At 70.4% G+C, this 14,289-nt stretch carries 14 protein-coding genes; 8 read left to right on the top strand and 6 right to left on the bottom strand.

Annotation, left to right across the window (positions count from 1 at the left end; translation table 11 throughout):
- The 3 genes from ACFVYR_RS22085 to ACFVYR_RS22075 are packed head-to-tail and all read right to left on the bottom strand — an operon-like array spanning window position 1 to window position 2,427.
- Window positions 1–1,266, bottom strand: a complete 1,266-nt coding sequence (locus ACFVYR_RS22085; protein ID WP_384262759.1) for a betaine/proline/choline family ABC transporter ATP-binding protein — start codon at window positions 1,264–1,266, stop codon at window positions 1–3.
- A complete protein-coding gene (locus tag ACFVYR_RS22080) occupies window positions 1,259–1,906 on the bottom strand; it encodes an ABC transporter permease (protein ID WP_384262792.1) in 648 nt (215 codons plus the stop codon). Before ACFVYR_RS22080 ends, ACFVYR_RS22085 begins: the two co-directional genes overlap by 8 nt.
- A gap of 50 nt (window positions 1,907–1,956) precedes the next feature.
- On the bottom strand, window positions 1,957–2,427 hold the full coding sequence (locus tag ACFVYR_RS22075) for an Lrp/AsnC family transcriptional regulator (RefSeq protein WP_384262757.1): 471 nt from the start codon (window positions 2,425–2,427) through the stop codon (window positions 1,957–1,959).
- Window positions 2,428–2,548: 121 nt separating this feature from the next.
- Between ACFVYR_RS22075 and hppD the strand changes: the two genes are divergently transcribed.
- The 4 genes from hppD (at window position 2,549) to nthA (ending at window position 4,914) form a co-directional block, all read left to right on the top strand.
- Window positions 2,549–3,697 carry a 4-hydroxyphenylpyruvate dioxygenase gene (hppD, locus tag ACFVYR_RS22070; protein ID WP_384262755.1) on the top strand — a complete coding sequence of 383 codons (1,149 nt, stop codon included), beginning with the start codon at window positions 2,549–2,551 and terminating at the stop codon, window positions 3,695–3,697.
- A 74-nt stretch (window positions 3,698–3,771) separates the two neighbouring features.
- Window positions 3,772–4,053 (top strand): hypothetical protein, encoded by a 282-nt coding sequence (locus tag ACFVYR_RS22065; RefSeq protein ID WP_384262752.1) that lies wholly within the window; start codon window positions 3,772–3,774, stop codon window positions 4,051–4,053.
- The gene (locus ACFVYR_RS22060) at window positions 4,046–4,330 is read left to right on the top strand and encodes an SH3-like domain-containing protein (RefSeq protein WP_384262750.1); all 285 of its coding nucleotides are present in this window, start codon (window positions 4,046–4,048) and stop codon (window positions 4,328–4,330) included. Before ACFVYR_RS22065 ends, ACFVYR_RS22060 begins: the two co-directional genes overlap by 8 nt.
- Window positions 4,327–4,914 carry a nitrile hydratase subunit alpha gene (gene nthA / locus ACFVYR_RS22055; protein WP_384262747.1) on the top strand — a complete coding sequence of 196 codons (588 nt, stop codon included), beginning with the start codon at window positions 4,327–4,329 and terminating at the stop codon, window positions 4,912–4,914. The genes ACFVYR_RS22060 and nthA overlap by 4 nt, the downstream gene beginning before the upstream one ends.
- Window positions 4,915–4,922: 8 nt before the next feature.
- Here the strand turns inward: nthA and ACFVYR_RS22050 are convergent, their stop codons facing one another.
- Complete coding sequence (locus ACFVYR_RS22050) at window positions 4,923–6,353, bottom strand: tetratricopeptide repeat protein (RefSeq protein ID WP_389612360.1); 1,431 nt, start codon at window positions 6,351–6,353, stop codon at window positions 4,923–4,925.
- Between the two features lie 98 nt (window positions 6,354–6,451).
- On the opposite strand from ACFVYR_RS22050, the gene ACFVYR_RS22045 reads away from it, so the two are divergent.
- Complete coding sequence (locus ACFVYR_RS22045) at window positions 6,452–7,822, top strand: FAD-binding oxidoreductase (RefSeq protein ID WP_384262743.1); 1,371 nt, start codon at window positions 6,452–6,454, stop codon at window positions 7,820–7,822.
- An 83-nt stretch (window positions 7,823–7,905) separates the two neighbouring features.
- On the opposite strand, the gene ACFVYR_RS22040 is transcribed toward ACFVYR_RS22045, so the two are convergent.
- Entirely contained in the window at window positions 7,906–8,391 is a 486-nt protein-coding gene (locus ACFVYR_RS22040; protein ID WP_384262741.1) for an SsgA family sporulation/cell division regulator, read from the bottom strand.
- A 268-nt stretch (window positions 8,392–8,659) separates the two neighbouring features.
- On the opposite strand from ACFVYR_RS22040, the gene ACFVYR_RS22035 reads away from it, so the two are divergent.
- Window positions 8,660–10,168, top strand: coding sequence for an RDD family protein (locus ACFVYR_RS22035; RefSeq protein ID WP_384262739.1), 1,509 nt, complete (start codon window positions 8,660–8,662; stop codon window positions 10,166–10,168).
- 101 nt (window positions 10,169–10,269) lie between these two features.
- Entirely contained in the window at window positions 10,270–10,974 is a 705-nt protein-coding gene (locus ACFVYR_RS22030) for an RDD family protein (RefSeq protein ID WP_384262736.1), read from the top strand.
- A gap of 76 nt (window positions 10,975–11,050) precedes the next feature.
- Here the strand turns inward: ACFVYR_RS22030 and ACFVYR_RS22025 are convergent, their stop codons facing one another.
- Entirely contained in the window at window positions 11,051–11,335 is a 285-nt protein-coding gene (locus tag ACFVYR_RS22025) for a hypothetical protein (RefSeq protein WP_384262734.1), read from the bottom strand.
- Window positions 11,336–11,877: 542 nt separating this feature from the next.
- Here ACFVYR_RS22025 and ACFVYR_RS22020 point away from each other — a divergent pair.
- Window positions 11,878–14,241 carry an immune inhibitor A domain-containing protein gene (locus tag ACFVYR_RS22020; protein ID WP_384262789.1) on the top strand — a complete coding sequence of 788 codons (2,364 nt, stop codon included), beginning with the start codon at window positions 11,878–11,880 and terminating at the stop codon, window positions 14,239–14,241.
- The last annotated feature ends 48 nt before the right edge of the window (window positions 14,242–14,289 follow it).

The following is a 14,289-nucleotide window of genomic DNA, read 5'->3' as shown; positions in this document are numbered from 1 at the left end:
TCACGCCTTCGCCTCCCCGCCGTAGCCCTCCTGCTCCTGGTGGGTCAACCCGGCCCGCTGCTCCAGGAGTTGCTGCTGGTGCTCGATGGCTTCGAGCCGGTCCGCCTCCAGCATCTCGTGGACGGAGTTCATCAGCGTCTCCATGTCGACGACGCCCGTGTACTCGCCGCGCCGCCCGGTCACCGCGACCCGGCCCGCGTTGTCGGTGAGGACCGCTTCGAGGGCGTCGCGCAGGGTGGCGTCGCGCGTCACGGTGTCGTGGACGAGGGTGCCCGCGCGGGCCAGCGAGCCCTTGGCGCGCGTCAGGTCGCCGCGGCGCAGCCACTTGTAGGGGCGGCGGCGCTTGTCGAGGAGGAGCAGTTCGTTGGTGGCACTGGCGCGGAGCTTGTCGAAGATGTCCTGGAGGGGGTCGTCGACGGTCACCGTGGGGATGTCGGCGATCTCCACGTCGCGTACGCGGGTGAGATTGAGGCGCTTGAGGGCCGCGCCCGCGCCGACGAAACCGGAGACGAAGTCGTCGGCCGGGTTGGTGAGGATGGCCTCCGGGGTGTCGAACTGCGCGATGTGCGAGCGCTCCCGCAGCACGGCGATGCGGTCGCCCAGCTTGATGGCCTCGTCGAAGTCGTGCGTGACGAAGACGATGGTCTTGTGCAGCTCGTGCTGGAGCCGGATCAGCTCGTCCTGGAGGTGGTCGCGGGTGATCGGGTCGACGGCGCCGAAGGGCTCGTCCATGAGCAGTACGGGCGGGTCGGCCGCCAACGCCCTTGCCACGCCGACGCGTTGCTGCTGACCACCGGAGAGCTGACGGGGGTAGCGGTGGCGGAACTCGCCCGGATCGAGCCCGACCAGGTCCAGCATCTCCTCGACCCGTGACGTGATCCTCGACTTGCCCCAGCCGGTCATCCTCGGGACGAGCGCGATGTTCTGGGCGACGGTCATGTGCGGGAAGAGGCCGGACGACTGGATCGCGTACCCGATCTTGCGGCGCAGCTTCACCGGGTCCATGTCGGTGACGTCCTCGCCGCCGATGCGGATGCGGCCGCCGGTCGGCTCGATGAGCCGGTTGATCATCTTCAGGGTGGTCGACTTGCCGCAGCCGGAGGGGCCCACGAGGATCACGATCTCGCCGGCCTTGATCTCCATGTTGACGCTGTCCACGGCGGCCTCACCGCTGCCCGCGTAGCGCTTGGTGAGGTTCTCCAGCTCGATCGTGGCGCCGGAGGTGGCGGCGGACGCGGGCGCCTCGCCGGTGGTCGTCTCAGACACGGATCCCCCTCGAAATGGTCAGCCGGCCGATCAGGACGTACGCGGCGTCGAAGAGCAGCGCCAGGATGATGATCCCGAGCGTGCCCGCGAGCACCTGGTTGAGCGCGTTCTTGGAGCCGAGCGAGCCGATGCCGCGGAAGATCTCGTTGCCGAGCCCGGGACCCGACGCGTACGCGGCGATGGCCGCGATGCCCATCAGCATCTGCGTGGAGACCCGGATGCCGGTCAGGATGGGCGGCCAGGCGATCGGCAGCTCCACCCTGAAGAGCCGGGCGATGCGGGACATCCCGATGCCCTTCGCCGCGTCGACCAGCGACGGGTCGACGCCGCGCAGGCCGACGATGGCGTTGCGCACGATCGGGAGCAGCCCGTACAGGGTCAGCGCGACGACGGTCGGTGCGACGCCGAGGCCCACGACCGGGATCAGCAGGCCGATCATGGCCAGGGACGGGATGGTGAGGATGGTGGAGGTGACGGTCGTGGCGAGATTGCCCGCCCACTCGCTGCGGTAGGTGAGAACGCCGATCAGTACACCGATGACGGTGGCGACGACCATGCACTGGAAGACGGCGCTGGCGTGCTGATACGCGTCCGTCAGGAGTTGCTGGTGGCGGTTGCCGAGGTAGTCCCAGAAATTCACTGAAGTGCTCACCTCGCCTTTTCCGGAAGGTACTCACGAAATTCGGTGACTCAGGAATCTTTGGACGCCTGCTCCACCAGCGGGATGATCCGCAGCGGAACGGGATTTTCCATGACGATCGCCGTGGAAGCTCGGACGATGCCATCAAAGCCCACGACCCGGTCGATCACACGTTGGAGATCCGCGTTCGAGCGGGCCACGAGGCGGCAGAGCATATCGCCGTGGCCGGTAATCGTATGCAGTTCCAGCACCTCGGCCACGGTCGCCAAATGGGCCCGTACGTCCGCGCCCTGGCCCTGTTTGATCTCCAGGGTCGCGAAGGCCGTGACGGGGTAGCCGAGCGCCGCCGGATCGACCTCGGGGCCGAAGCCGCGGATGACTCCATTGGACTGAAGCCGGTCCATCCGCGCCTGCACCGTGCCGCGCGCCACCCCGAGCCTGCGGGACGCCTCAAGAACCCCGATACGCGGCTCACGCGCCAGGAGCACGATGAGCCTGCCGTCCAGATGATCGATCGCCATGCCGCCTCCGTGATGGTCATGATGTACAGATAGCCCGCCCATCCTGGCCAGGGACTGGTCGGATTGACCACTGAAAACGCGAACTATTGCGCACCTTGTCAATCGGGGGGAGCCTCGGGTCATGACTGAGACCACCACCCACACCACCCCGGACACCGCGCGCGAGGCCGACCCCTTCCCGGTCAAGGGAATGGACGCGGTCGTCTTCGCCGTGGGCAACGCCAAGCAGGCCGCGCACTACTACTCCACGGCGTTCGGCATGAAGCTGGTCGCCTACTCCGGACCGGAGAACGGCAGCCGCGAGACCGCGAGTTACGTGCTCACGAACGGCGGTGCGCGCTTCGTCTTCACCTCCGTCATCAAGGCCTCCACCGACTGGGGACACTTCCTCACCTCCCACGTGGCCGAGCACGGTGACGGCGTCGTCGACCTCGCCATCGAGGTCCCGGACGCGCGCGCCGCGTACGCCTACGCCGTCGAGAACGGTGCGCGCGGGATCACGGAGCCGTACGAGGTCAAGGACGAGAACGGCACGGTCGTGCTCGCGGCCATCGCCACGTACGGCAAGACCCGCCACACCCTGGTGGAGCGCTCCGGGTACGACGGCCCGTACCTGCCCGGTTTCGTGGCCGCGAACCCGATCGTCGAGCCGCCGGCCAAGCGCACCTTCCAGGCGATCGACCACTGCGTCGGCAACGTCGAGCTCGGCAAGATGAACGAGTGGGTCGGCTTCTACAACAAGGTCATGGGCTTCACGAACATGAAGGAGTTCGTGGGCGACGACATCGCGACGGAGTACAGCGCGCTGATGTCGAAGGTGGTCGCGGACGGCACGCTCAAGGTCAAGTTCCCGATCAACGAGCCCGCCATCGCCAAGAAGAAGTCGCAGATCGACGAGTACCTGGAGTTCTACGGCGGCGCGGGCGTCCAGCACATCGCGCTCGCCACGAACGACATCGTCGCGACGGTACGCACGATGCGCGCGGCCGGCGTCCAGTTCCTCGACACGCCCGACTCGTACTACGACACCCTCGGCGAGTGGGCCGGTGAGACCCGCGTGCCCGTCGACATCCTGCGCGAGCTGAAGATCCTCGTCGACCGCGACGAGGACGGCTACCTGCTGCAGATCTTCACCAAGCCGGTGCAGGACCGGCCGACGGTCTTCTTCGAGATGATCGAGCGGCACGGGTCGATGGGCTTCGGCAAGGGGAACTTCAAGGCGCTGTTCGAGGCGATCGAGCGGGAGCAGGAGAAGCGAGGGAATCTCTAAGAGCCTGTGACCCATCGCCGGACAGGCTCTGCCTGTCCGGCGATTTCGCGTCGGGGGCGGGCTAGTGTGCCGTCATGGCCAGGATCAATGACGTCGGCGGGATGCAGGGGTTCGGGGCGCTCGACACACGTGACGACACCGAGCCCTTCCACGCCGACTGGGAAGCCCGCGTCTTCGCGCTGAACAGCGCACTCGTGCGCGAAGGCGTCTACAACCTGGACGAGTTCAGGGACGCCGTCGAGACGATGGAGCCCGCCGCGTACCTGGCGGCCTCGTACTACGAGCGCTGGTTCCACGCCATCCGTACGCTCCTGGAACGCAAGGGCGTGCTCGAACCCGGCGCGCTCGATGAGTGACCGCTTCGGGCCCGGCGCCCGTGTCCGCACCCTGGCCCACGACCCGCCCCACCACACCCGCCTGCCGCGCTACGCCCGCGGCAAGCGAGGCGTGGTCGTCGAACCCGAGGGCGCGCACGCGCTGGCCGACATCCGCGCGCAGGGCCGGGACGACGCCCCCGTCGAGCAGGTCTACGCCGTGCGCTTCACCGCCCGGGACCTGTGGGGCGAGGGCGATCACCACGTCGTGCTCGACCTGTGGGAAAGCTATCTGGAGCCGGAGGACGACACCCCATGAGCGGTACGCACACGGACGCGCGGATCTCGCGCCAAGTACGGCGCCTCGAAACCCTGTTGGAGGAGCGCGGCATCGTCGTCGGCGCCGTGCTCGACGAGATGCTCGACGCGTTCCTCAGCGGCGCGACCCCGCTGAACGGGGCCCGCGTCGTCGCGCGCGCCTGGACCGACCCGGCGTACAGGGAGCGGCTCCTCGCCGACGGCACGGCCGCCGTCACCGAACTCGGCCTCTCCGCAGGGGGAGTGCAGCCGCAGCGGCTGCGCGTCGTCGAGAACACCGAGGACACCCACAACGTCGTCGTCTGCACCCTCTGCTCCTGCTACCCCGTCCGGCTGCTGGGACCCTCACCCAGCTGGTACAAGAGCGAGGCCTACCGCTCACGCGTGGTGCGCGAACCCCGCGCCGTGCTCGCCGAGTTCGGCCTCCGGCTGCCGTCCACCACCCGCATCACCGTCTGGGACTCCAGCGCCGAGACCCGCTACCTGGTCCTGCCGCGCCGCCCCTCGTCCACGGCCTCCCTGACCGAGGAGGAGCTGGCGGCGCGGGTGACCCGCAACGCTCTGATCGGCACCGCCGCGCTCTGAGGCAGGCCTCAAGGGGCCCGGCGCTTCGGCGGTCGCGGCTTCGGCATGGGGGCGGGCTTTTCGCCGGGCGGGGCGTAGACCTGCTCGGGCCCGCCCTCCTCCGGCTCACCCAGCGCGGCCAGCGCCTTCTTCGCCACGGGCACCCGCAGCGGCGAGAAGTAGGGGTTGATGCGCAGCGCCTCCCCGAGGTGGCGGCGCGCGGCGCCCTCGTACTCGAGGTCCCGCTCGATCTGCCCCCGGTGGAAGGCGAACAGGGCGCTGCGCGGCCCCTTGTCCATCGCCTTCGTGACCAGCTTCAGGCCCGCCGCGCTCTCCCCTGCCCTGTGCAGCGCCCAGCCCAGCGCGTCCGCCACCTGCGGACTGCGGTGCCGCTTGTACTCCGCGGTGAGCCGCCGCACCGCCGCGTCCGCGTCACCGTGGTCCGCGTCGAGGAGGCCGAGGAGCCGTTCGTCGTTCACGCCGGCCGCGCTCTCTTGCTTCACGCGCGCCCGCACCGTGTCGTACTGCGCCTTCGCCGCCGGTTTCAGCTTCAACGCCTCGTACAGCTCGCCCAGTTCGAGCGCGTACTCGGGAAGCGGCTGCCTGGCGAACGCCGAACGGTAGGCCTGCAGCGCCTCCGCGTTGCGGCCGAGCGAGGCCAGGGCGCGGGCCCGGCCCGCCAGCGCCGGATGGTGCCCGGGGTCGGCGGCGAGCGCCGCGTCGTAGCGGCGCAGCGCCTGCGCGGGCTCGCCCCGCTCCCAGGCGAGCTCCCCGACCCGGTGCAGGCAGGCCGCCCGCTCCGTCGGAGTCTCGGCGAGCGCCGCCGCGTCGGACAGCGCGGCGTCGGCGTTCTCGCGCCAGCCGCGGTCGCGGTAGACCTGCCCGGCGATGGCCCTGGCGGTGGCGCCCGCATTCAGCTCCCGCATGCTCTCCAGGGCCTTGTCGACGGCCTTCGCGTCGCCGAGGCCGCTGTACGCCTCGATCAGCGCCGGGTAGGACGTCCACCGCTTCGGTGCCTGCCCGGCCGCGAGCTCGCCCCACTTCCTGGCGGCGCGGTAGTCGTGCCGGGCGTCGGCGAGCGCGGCGAGCCCCGTCAGGGCCTCCGGATTCCCCGCGGGCCGCGTCCGCAGCGACGTGTTCAGTGCGTTCTCGGCCCTCGGGAAATCCGTCACATCGGAGGTCCGCACCCCCCGCGCCACCAACGCCGAGCCGAGCACCGCCCAGGAGTGGTCGTCACCGGGATGGGCCCGCAGATGGGCCTCGCGCTCGCCGATGAGCGCCGCCAGATCGGGCAGCGCGGCGGGCACGCCCGCCCCCACGGCCGCCATCGCCCGTCCGGCGGGCCCCAGCGCGGGCGGCGCCGCCTCCTCGGTGTCCGGGGGCAGCAGCACGAGCACACCGCCGAGCACCGCGCTCCCCGCTGCGGAGGCGATCAGAACACGCTTCACCGAAGGCTTCATGGCGTTCACTGTGCGTCAATACGAAGAGCACATCCCGGCATGCGGAACGGCATCGCACGCGGGTTCACACCGATGGCCCCGAGTGCGAGGCTGTGATCATGAGCCGCACGCTGATCGACCTCCTTCAGGAGGGCCTCCCCGCCGAGGCGCTCCTCACGGACCCGGACGTCACGTCCTCGTACGCGCACGACATGGCGAGCTTCTGCGCCGCGGGCGCCCCGGCCGTGGTGGTCCTGCCGCGCACCGTCGAGCAGGTCCAGCACGTCATGCGCACAGCCACCGAGCTGCGCGTCCCCGTGGTGCCGCAGGGCGCCCGCACCGGCCTGTCCGGCGCCGCGAACGCGAGCGAGGGGTGCATCGTGCTCTCCCTCGTCAAGATGGACCGCATCCTGGAGATCAGCCCCGTCGACCGCATCGCGGTCGTCGAGCCGGGCGTCGTCAACGCCACGCTCTCCCGCGCGGTCGGCGAGCACGGCCTGTACTACCCGCCGGATCCCTCCAGTTGGGAGATGTGCACCATCGGCGGGAACATCGGGACCGCCGCGGGCGGCCTGTGCTGCGTGAAGTACGGCGTGACCGCGGAGTACGTACTCGGCCTCGACGTCGTCCTCGCCGACGGACGGCTCATGAGCACCGGACGCCGCACCGCCAAGGGCGTCGCGGGGTACGACCTGACCCGGCTCTTCGTCGGCTCCGAGGGCAGCCTCGGCATCGTCGTCCGCGCCGTCCTCGCGCTCAAGCCGGAGCCACCCCGGCAGCTCGTCCTGGCCGCCGAGTTCGGCTCGGTGCAGGCCGCGTGCGACGCCGTCTGCGCCGTCATGGAGGGCGGCCACGTCCCCTCGCTCCTCGAACTCATGGACCGTACGACGGTGAAGGCCGTCAACGACCTGGCCCACATGGGCCTGCCCGAGACCACCGAGGCACTGCTGCTCGCCGCCTTCGACACCGCGGACCCCGTCGCCGACCTCGCCGCCGTCGGCGCGCTCTGCGAGGCCGCGGGCGCCACCCAGGTCGTCCCGGCCGAGGACACCGCCGAGTCCGAACTCCTGCTCCAGGCCCGCCGGTTGTCCCTCACCGCGCTCGAAGCCGTCAAGGGCAGCACGATGATCGACGACGTGTGCGTGCCGCGCTCGCGCCTCGCCGACATGCTCGGCGGCGTCGAGCGCATCGGCGAGAAGTACGGTCTGACCATCGGGGTCTGCGCGCACGCGGGCGACGGCAACACCCACCCCACCGTCTGCTTCGACGCGGCGGACCCCGACGAGAGCAGGCGCGCCCGCGAGTCCTTCGACGAGATCATGGCCCTCGGTCTGGAGCTCGGCGGCACGATCACCGGCGAGCACGGCGTCGGGGTCCTCAAGAAGGAGTGGCTGGCGCGCGAGATCGGTCCCGTGGGGGTCGAGATGCAGCAGGCCATCAAGGCCGCCTTCGACCCGCACGGACTCCTCAACCCGGGCAAGTTGTTCTGAGGACAGGCTCTGGCACAGGCTCTGAGGCGGCCCGGGCAAGCCGGTCCGGTCACGTTCCGCGTACACCCCCGTGGCGGCGGAGCTCACTCACCGTCCTTGGACTCGTCCGAGGGCCACGGGTCGCGCAGCCACAGGTCGTCCGCGTGGCCGCGGCCCGAGGCGGGTGCCAGCAACTCGGCGAGGCCGTCGTCGAGGCCGAGCTGCTCGGCCTCGGAACCCGGCGGGACCACCCGCAGCGTCCGCTCGAGCCACGCGGACACGGCGGCGGCCGGGGCTTCGAGGAGCGCGTCGCCGTCCGGCGAGCTGAGAGCCATCAGGACGACGCCGCGCCCGTCCACCTTCGTCGGCCAGACCCGCACGTCGCCGTGGCCGCACGGCCTGAACACCCCCTCCACCAGGAGTTCGCGGGCGAATGTCCAGTTCACCGGGTGCTCGGAACCGATGTGGAAGGCGATGTGGACGGCGTAGGGGTCGTCGGTGCGGTAGGTGAGACGGGCCGGGACGGGCACGGCCCGCTCCGGCGAGAGGACGAGGTTGAGCTCCAGTTCGCGTTCCACCACGGAGTGCATGTCGATGCCCTGCCTTTCCCTGTAGGGGCCCTGGGAGCGGACCCGTACGAGTGGAGAGCGCGGGATCGCCGGAGCATTACGCGGGTTCGGGGAAGTTCTTCGGACGGCGGCTGTGCGGCGCCCTCGAAGGGGTGTGTTCGTACGCGGGGGATGTGTGGGGACCGTGCCCGGAAAGTGGTCCGAAGGGCGGGAGCCGCCCGACGGGACACGGAGGTCTGATAGATGTGGACCCCCCAGAAGACCCCCGAGCAGATACGGGACGACGGACATGAGCGCCCCAACTCCGGCCCCAGGCGACGACCGGCCGCGCGAAGGCTACTACCCCGACCCGTCCATTCCCGGATATGTCCGGTACTGGAACGGTGCCGCCTGGGTTCCCGGTACGAGCCGCCCCGCGCCGTCCGACGGCGAACCGCTCCCGGCGCCGCCCGGCGCGGGTTCCGGCGGGAGTTCCGGCGTCGGCGCGGGTGCCGCCGTGCCGCCCGCGGTGGAGGAGACGGGCCCCCACTTCTTCGACGAGGAGCCGCAGGACGGCCGGGCCGACGAGGCGGGCCGGCACGGTGCCAGGCCCGAGCCCGCCTCCGCCTGGGCCGCCGACGCGGGCCGGCAGGCCGGTCTCGGCGGTGAGCAGGAGCGCAGGGTGGCCTGGGGCGACCCGGCGCAGCCCGACCCGCGCGTGCCGAGCGACGCGGCGCCCCGGGCGGACGCTTCCACCGGCTCCGCGTCGGCGAAGACGGCGAAGTCTCCGGGCTCCGCCGGTCCGTCGTCAGGACCGGCTGGGCCGCCGCACGACGAGAGCGACCCCGGCACGGTCACGATCCGCGCCACGAAGCCGGGTTCGGCGAAGCCGGGCTCCGCGAAGCCGCCGGCCGCCGAAGGCACAGTGACGTTCCGCCGGCCGACGGGACCGGTCCTGCCTGCGGCGTCGGCGGGCACCGACGGCACGATGTCGATCCGCGCGATCCGCCCCAAGTCGGCGCAGCCGTCCACGCCGCAGCAGCAGCCGCCCGTACCGCAGCAGGGGACCACGCCGCCGCAGGCCCAGCCGCAACCTCAGCCCCCGCAGCAACCCCAGCAGAACGCCGTGCCGCAGCAGAGCGGCGCCCCCGCCCCCGCGCCCGCCCCCGTCACCTCAGGACCCGGTGGCGGCTCGCCCTCCTGGGCCCAGCAGGTGCACCAGCTGGCGCAGCCCCCGGCGGGTCCGGCCGCCCCGCAGCAGGGCGAGGGGCAGCCCGTCCTGCCGTGGAAGCCGGTGACGGAGGACCCGTTCGCCGCGCTCGCCCGTACCCAGGCCGCCGCCCGCCCGGCCGGACTCGGCAGACGCCTGGCGGCACGGCTGATCGACACGGTCGTCCTCGCCGCCGTCACCGGCGCCGTCGCGCTGCCGCTCGGCACCAAGGCCGCCGACCACATCGACAGCAAGATCGACGCGGCGAAGCTCTCCGGGGAGAAGACCACGGTCTGGCTGCTCGACGGCACCACCGCGGGCTACCTCGGCATCGTCCTCGCCGTCCTGCTGCTCTTCGGCGTCGTCTACGAGGCGCTGCCCACCGCCAAATGGGGCCGCACCCTCGGCAAGAGGGTGTGCGGCATCGAGGTGCGGGACATCGAGGAGCACGAGGCGCCGTCCTTCGGGGCGGCGCTGCGGCGCTGGCTGGTGTACAGCGTGCCGGGCGTGCTCGTGATCGGGGTGGTGGGCGTGGTGTGGTGCGTCTTCGACCGGCCGTGGCGGCAGTGCTGGCACGACAAGGCGGCGAACACCTTCGTCGCGGGGTGACGGGGTACAGAGACGGGCCCTGACGGGGTACAGAGAAGGGCCCTAACCCGGTCAGCCGCTCGCCGGATGCGGAGCGGGGGCCGTCGCGGTCGACTCGGGCCATGAGCACCGAACCGCCGCAGTACCCGCCCCCGGACGACGACCCGTTCAAGAAGCAGCCGCCGCACCAGCCCCCGGAGAGCGGCGGCTCCCCGTACGGCACCCCGCCCCCGGGTGGCGGCCCTCCTCCGGGCGGCGGCTCGCCCTACGACACTCCGCCCCCGGGCGGCGGCTCCCCGTACGGCACCCCGCCCCCGCCCTACGGGGGTGACCCGTACGGGGGTGGGCCCGGTGGCCACGGCGGGCAGGATCCCCTCGCCGGAATGCCTCCCCTCGCCGACAGCGGCAAGCGGGTGCTCGCCCGCATCGTCGACATGATTCTGGTGGGCATCGTCGTCGCCCTGCTGACGTGGGCCTTCGGCACCTCGGAGTACGACTTCGACCCGGACGACGTGAACACGGGCAAGTCGTTCGGCCAGTCCCTGCTGGCCGCCGTGCTCTACATCGCGTACGACACCTTCATGATTTCCAGGACCGGGCAGACGCTCGGCAAGAAGTGGCTGGGGATGCGGGTCGCGAACCTCAACGACGGGGCCACGCCGAGCATGCAGACCGCGCTCGCCCGCGCGGCCGTGCTCTGGCTGCCGTTCGCCTTCTGCTGCGCCTGCGTCTGGACAGCGATCTGCGGCGGCTGGAGCTTCTTCGACAAGCCCTACAAACAGGGCCTGCACGACAAGGCCGCCAAAACGGTGGTGGTCAGCGTATAGAGCGCGTCCGGAGCGACCGGGTCATGTGCCAGGTGGCGGCGGCGACACACTCATCCGGCGGGTTCGTGGCTTCGGGTCACGGGCCCGCCGGTTCGCGTACGGAGTCGGCGAGCACGGCGCGCCGGCCCGGGACGCGCTCGTCGGTGGTGGTGGCCACCGGCAGGACGCGTGCGGCGGGCGCCGCGGGCTGTTTGGGCGACGGCACCGTCACGGCGACCAGTAAGCCGAGGCCGAGCGCGGCCAGAGCTATCACCGCGATACCGACTCCCGAACCGGTCCGGGAGAGCAGCAGCATCGCGAGGGTCGAGAAGATGACGGTCACCGAACCGTAGGTGATCTGTGCGGTGGTCGGACGTGGCATGGGACGAGGCATGACGTGATCCGTCCTCGGCAGTGATCCCCCCACGTCTCGTGGACCATGGGGGCGGATGCGGATGGGGGAACGGCAGTATGCGAATCAAAGGGTGCTCGACGGCGGCGACTTGGGATGTGCCGCCTCGCGCTGTAGCGCACCGTCGATTGACTCTATTCCGCTGCATGCCCGACGGGAACGGGTAGTAAGCGTGACCTAACCCACGGTGCGGCAGCACAGGGGGCGCACGGGTTCATGGCGTCCACCAAGTGGACGGCGCGGCGCGCCCGTTGCCGTGCCCCGTGGGGGAGTGCTCCGTGTCCGGATAACGGTGCCCGGCGTCTGCATAGTGCACTTGGCCTGTGCAAGTCAAGGTCTGTCTTTTCTTCCGCGCTTCCGGTCGAATGTCGTCACTTGTGACGCGTACATCGCGCGCGGACCTCCTCCGACCGGGATATCGGTCCGCCACATTCTCGCGCGGGCGCGGGGGAGGACAGCATCAAGTGACAGTCAGAACACGGACGTTCAGAGCCACCGCGGTGGCCGTGGCGATGGCCGCGGCCACCGCGACCTTCGCGGCGGCGACGGCTTCGGCCGAGGACGGTGCCTCGGGCGGGGCGCAGGCCATCGACCGGCAGGACCCGTCGCGGGCCAAGGCGCAGGTCGACCACGACCTGGACGGCCCCTTCAGCAAGCAGCAGGCGCAGCAGCGCAAGGCGGCCCTGCAGCAGGTCGTCGCGGGCGACGCCAAGGTCCAGCGGAAGGGCGGCTCCCAGGTCGTCAAGCTCGACGACAAGAAGTACGTCGAGCTCGGCCGGGAGAAGACCGACAAGATCTTCACGATCCTGGTGGAGTTCGGGAACAAGGTCGACGACACGACCATGTACGACCCGGACGGCCCCGAGGGCCCCCAGCCGCCGGTCAAGAAGTACGGCGGCAAGCCCGGCCCGCTGCACAACAAGATAGCCAAGCCCGACCCGAAGAAGGACAACAGCACGGCCTGGCAGGCTGACTACAACCAGAAGCACTTCCAGGACCTGTACTTCGGCAAGGGCAAGGACAGCAAGGGCAAGGCGAAGCACTCGCTGAAGACCTACTACGAGAAGACCTCATCGGGCCGGTACTCGGTCGACGGCGAGGTCTCCGACTGGGTCAAGGTCGACTACAACGAGGGCCGCTACGGCTCGAACTACTGCGGCGACACCAACTGCCCGAACGTCTGGGACGCGGTCAAGGACGGCGTGACCGCCTGGGCCAAGGACCAGAAGGCCAAGGGCCGCACGGACGAGCAGGTCAAGGCGGACCTCGCCAAGTACGACCTGTGGGACCGCTACGACTTCGACGGCGACGGCGACTTCAACGAGCCGGACGGCTACATCGACCACTTCCAGCTCGTGCACGCGGGCGAGGACGAGTCGGCCGGCGGCGGCGCCGAGGGCACCAACGCCCTATGGGCGCACCGCTGGTACGCGTACGGCAACGACGCGGGCAAGACGGGCCCCTCGGACAACAAGGCCGGCGGCACCCAGATCGGCGACACGGGCATCTGGGTCGGCGACTACACGATGCAGCCGGAGAACGGCGGCCTCGGCGTCTTCGCCCACGAGTACGGCCACGACCTCGGTCTGCCCGACCTGTACGACACCTCGGGCAAGGGCGAGAACTCGGTCGGCTTCTGGTCGCTGATGTCGGCGGGGTCCTGGCTCGGCACCGGCAAGAACGCCATCGGTGACCTGCCGGGCGACATGACCGCCTGGGACAAGTTCCAGCTGGGCTGGCTCGACTACGCCAAGGCCAGGGCGGCGACGACGTCCGAGCACAAGCTGGGCGTCTCGGAGTACAACACCCGCCACCGCCAGGCGCTCGTCGTCGACCTGCCGAAGAAGGCCGTCACCACCGACGTCGTGAAGCCCGCCGAGGGCTCCAAGCAGTGGTGGAGCGACCAGGGCGACAACCTCAAGAACACCCTGACGCGCTCCGTCGACCTCACCGGCAAGTCCAAGGCGGAGCTCTCGCTCCAGGGCTGGTGGGACATCGAGGCCAACTACGACTACCTCTACACCGAGGTCTCGACGGACAACGGTGCCAACTGGACGCCGGTGGACGGCACCGCGGACGGCAAGCCGATCACCCGCGACGCCGGTGACAAGCCCGCGCTGACCGGTGCGTCGGGCGCGTACAAGAAGCTGCTCTTCCCGCTCGACGCCTACGCGGGCAAGAAGGTCGACGTCCGCTTCCGCTACGCCACGGACGGCGGCGCGGGCGGCAAGGGCTTCGCCGCCGACACGCTCGCGGTCACCGCGGACGGCGCCAAGCTGTTCGAGGACGGCGCCGAGGGCGGCGACAACGGCTGGACGGCGAAGGGCTTCTCGCGCATCGGCCAGTCCTTCACCAAGAAGTACGACCAGTACTACCTCGCCGAGAACCGTCAGTACGTGTCGTACGACAAGACCCTTGAGGTCGGCCCGTACAACTTCGGTTCCAAGGCGCGTCCCGACTGGGTCGAGCACTACCCGTACCAGACCGGCCTCATGGTCTGGCAGTGGGACACCTCGCAGAAGGACAACAACACCAGCGCGCACCCCGGCCAGGGCCTGATCCTTCCGGTCGACGCCCACGCCACGCCGCTGAAGTGGAAGGACGGCACGGTTCTGCGCAACAAGATCCAGCCGTTCGACGCGCCCTTCAGCAAGTACGCGACCGACGCGTTCACGCTCCACAACGCGGACGTCGCGCTGAAGATCAAGTCCCAGAAGGGCGTCCCGGTCTTCGACGACCACAAGGGCGTCTACTGGTCCAAGGAGAACCCCACGGGAAGTGTGAAGGTCACTGACACCAACACTCGGATCAAGATCGTAAAGCAGCCGAAGGATGGCTCGACGATCACGGTCCAGGTCGGCCCCTCCACGAAGTAGTTAGCGTTTTCGCAGGTCAAACCATGATCGGCCGTCGCCCTCTAGCGG

The organism is Streptomyces sp. NPDC058284 (assembly GCF_042881135.1).
Lineage (GTDB): Bacteria > Actinomycetota > Actinomycetes > Streptomycetales > Streptomycetaceae > Streptomyces.
The sequence above is the reverse complement of the archived record's forward strand: the minus strand, read 5'-3'. Positions and strand labels throughout refer to the sequence as shown.

Coding starts and splice junctions, on each gene's coding strand:
- ACFVYR_RS22040 (WP_384262741.1), bottom strand. CDS start 8,391: ATGCACTCCGTGGTGGAACGCGAACTGGAGCTCAACCTCGTCCTCTCG.
- nthA (WP_384262747.1), top strand. CDS start 4,327: ATGAGCGGTACGCACACGGACGCGCGGATCTCGCGCCAAGTACGGCGC.
- ACFVYR_RS22045 (WP_384262743.1), top strand. CDS start 6,452: ATGAGCCGCACGCTGATCGACCTCCTTCAGGAGGGCCTCCCCGCCGAG.
- ACFVYR_RS22030 (WP_384262736.1), top strand. CDS start 10,270: ATGAGCACCGAACCGCCGCAGTACCCGCCCCCGGACGACGACCCGTTC.
- ACFVYR_RS22035 (WP_384262739.1), top strand. CDS start 8,660: ATGAGCGCCCCAACTCCGGCCCCAGGCGACGACCGGCCGCGCGAAGGC.
- ACFVYR_RS22075 (WP_384262757.1), bottom strand. CDS start 2,427: ATGGCGATCGATCATCTGGACGGCAGGCTCATCGTGCTCCTGGCGCGT.
- ACFVYR_RS22025 (WP_384262734.1), bottom strand. CDS start 11,335: ATGCCACGTCCGACCACCGCACAGATCACCTACGGTTCGGTGACCGTC.
- ACFVYR_RS22060 (WP_384262750.1), top strand. CDS start 4,046: ATGAGTGACCGCTTCGGGCCCGGCGCCCGTGTCCGCACCCTGGCCCAC.
- ACFVYR_RS22020 (WP_384262789.1), top strand. CDS start 11,878: ATGGCCGCGGCCACCGCGACCTTCGCGGCGGCGACGGCTTCGGCCGAG.
- hppD (WP_384262755.1), top strand. CDS start 2,549: ATGACTGAGACCACCACCCACACCACCCCGGACACCGCGCGCGAGGCC.
- ACFVYR_RS22065 (WP_384262752.1), top strand. CDS start 3,772: ATGGCCAGGATCAATGACGTCGGCGGGATGCAGGGGTTCGGGGCGCTC.
- ACFVYR_RS22050 (WP_389612360.1), bottom strand. CDS start 6,353: ATGAAGCCTTCGGTGAAGCGTGTTCTGATCGCCTCCGCAGCGGGGAGC.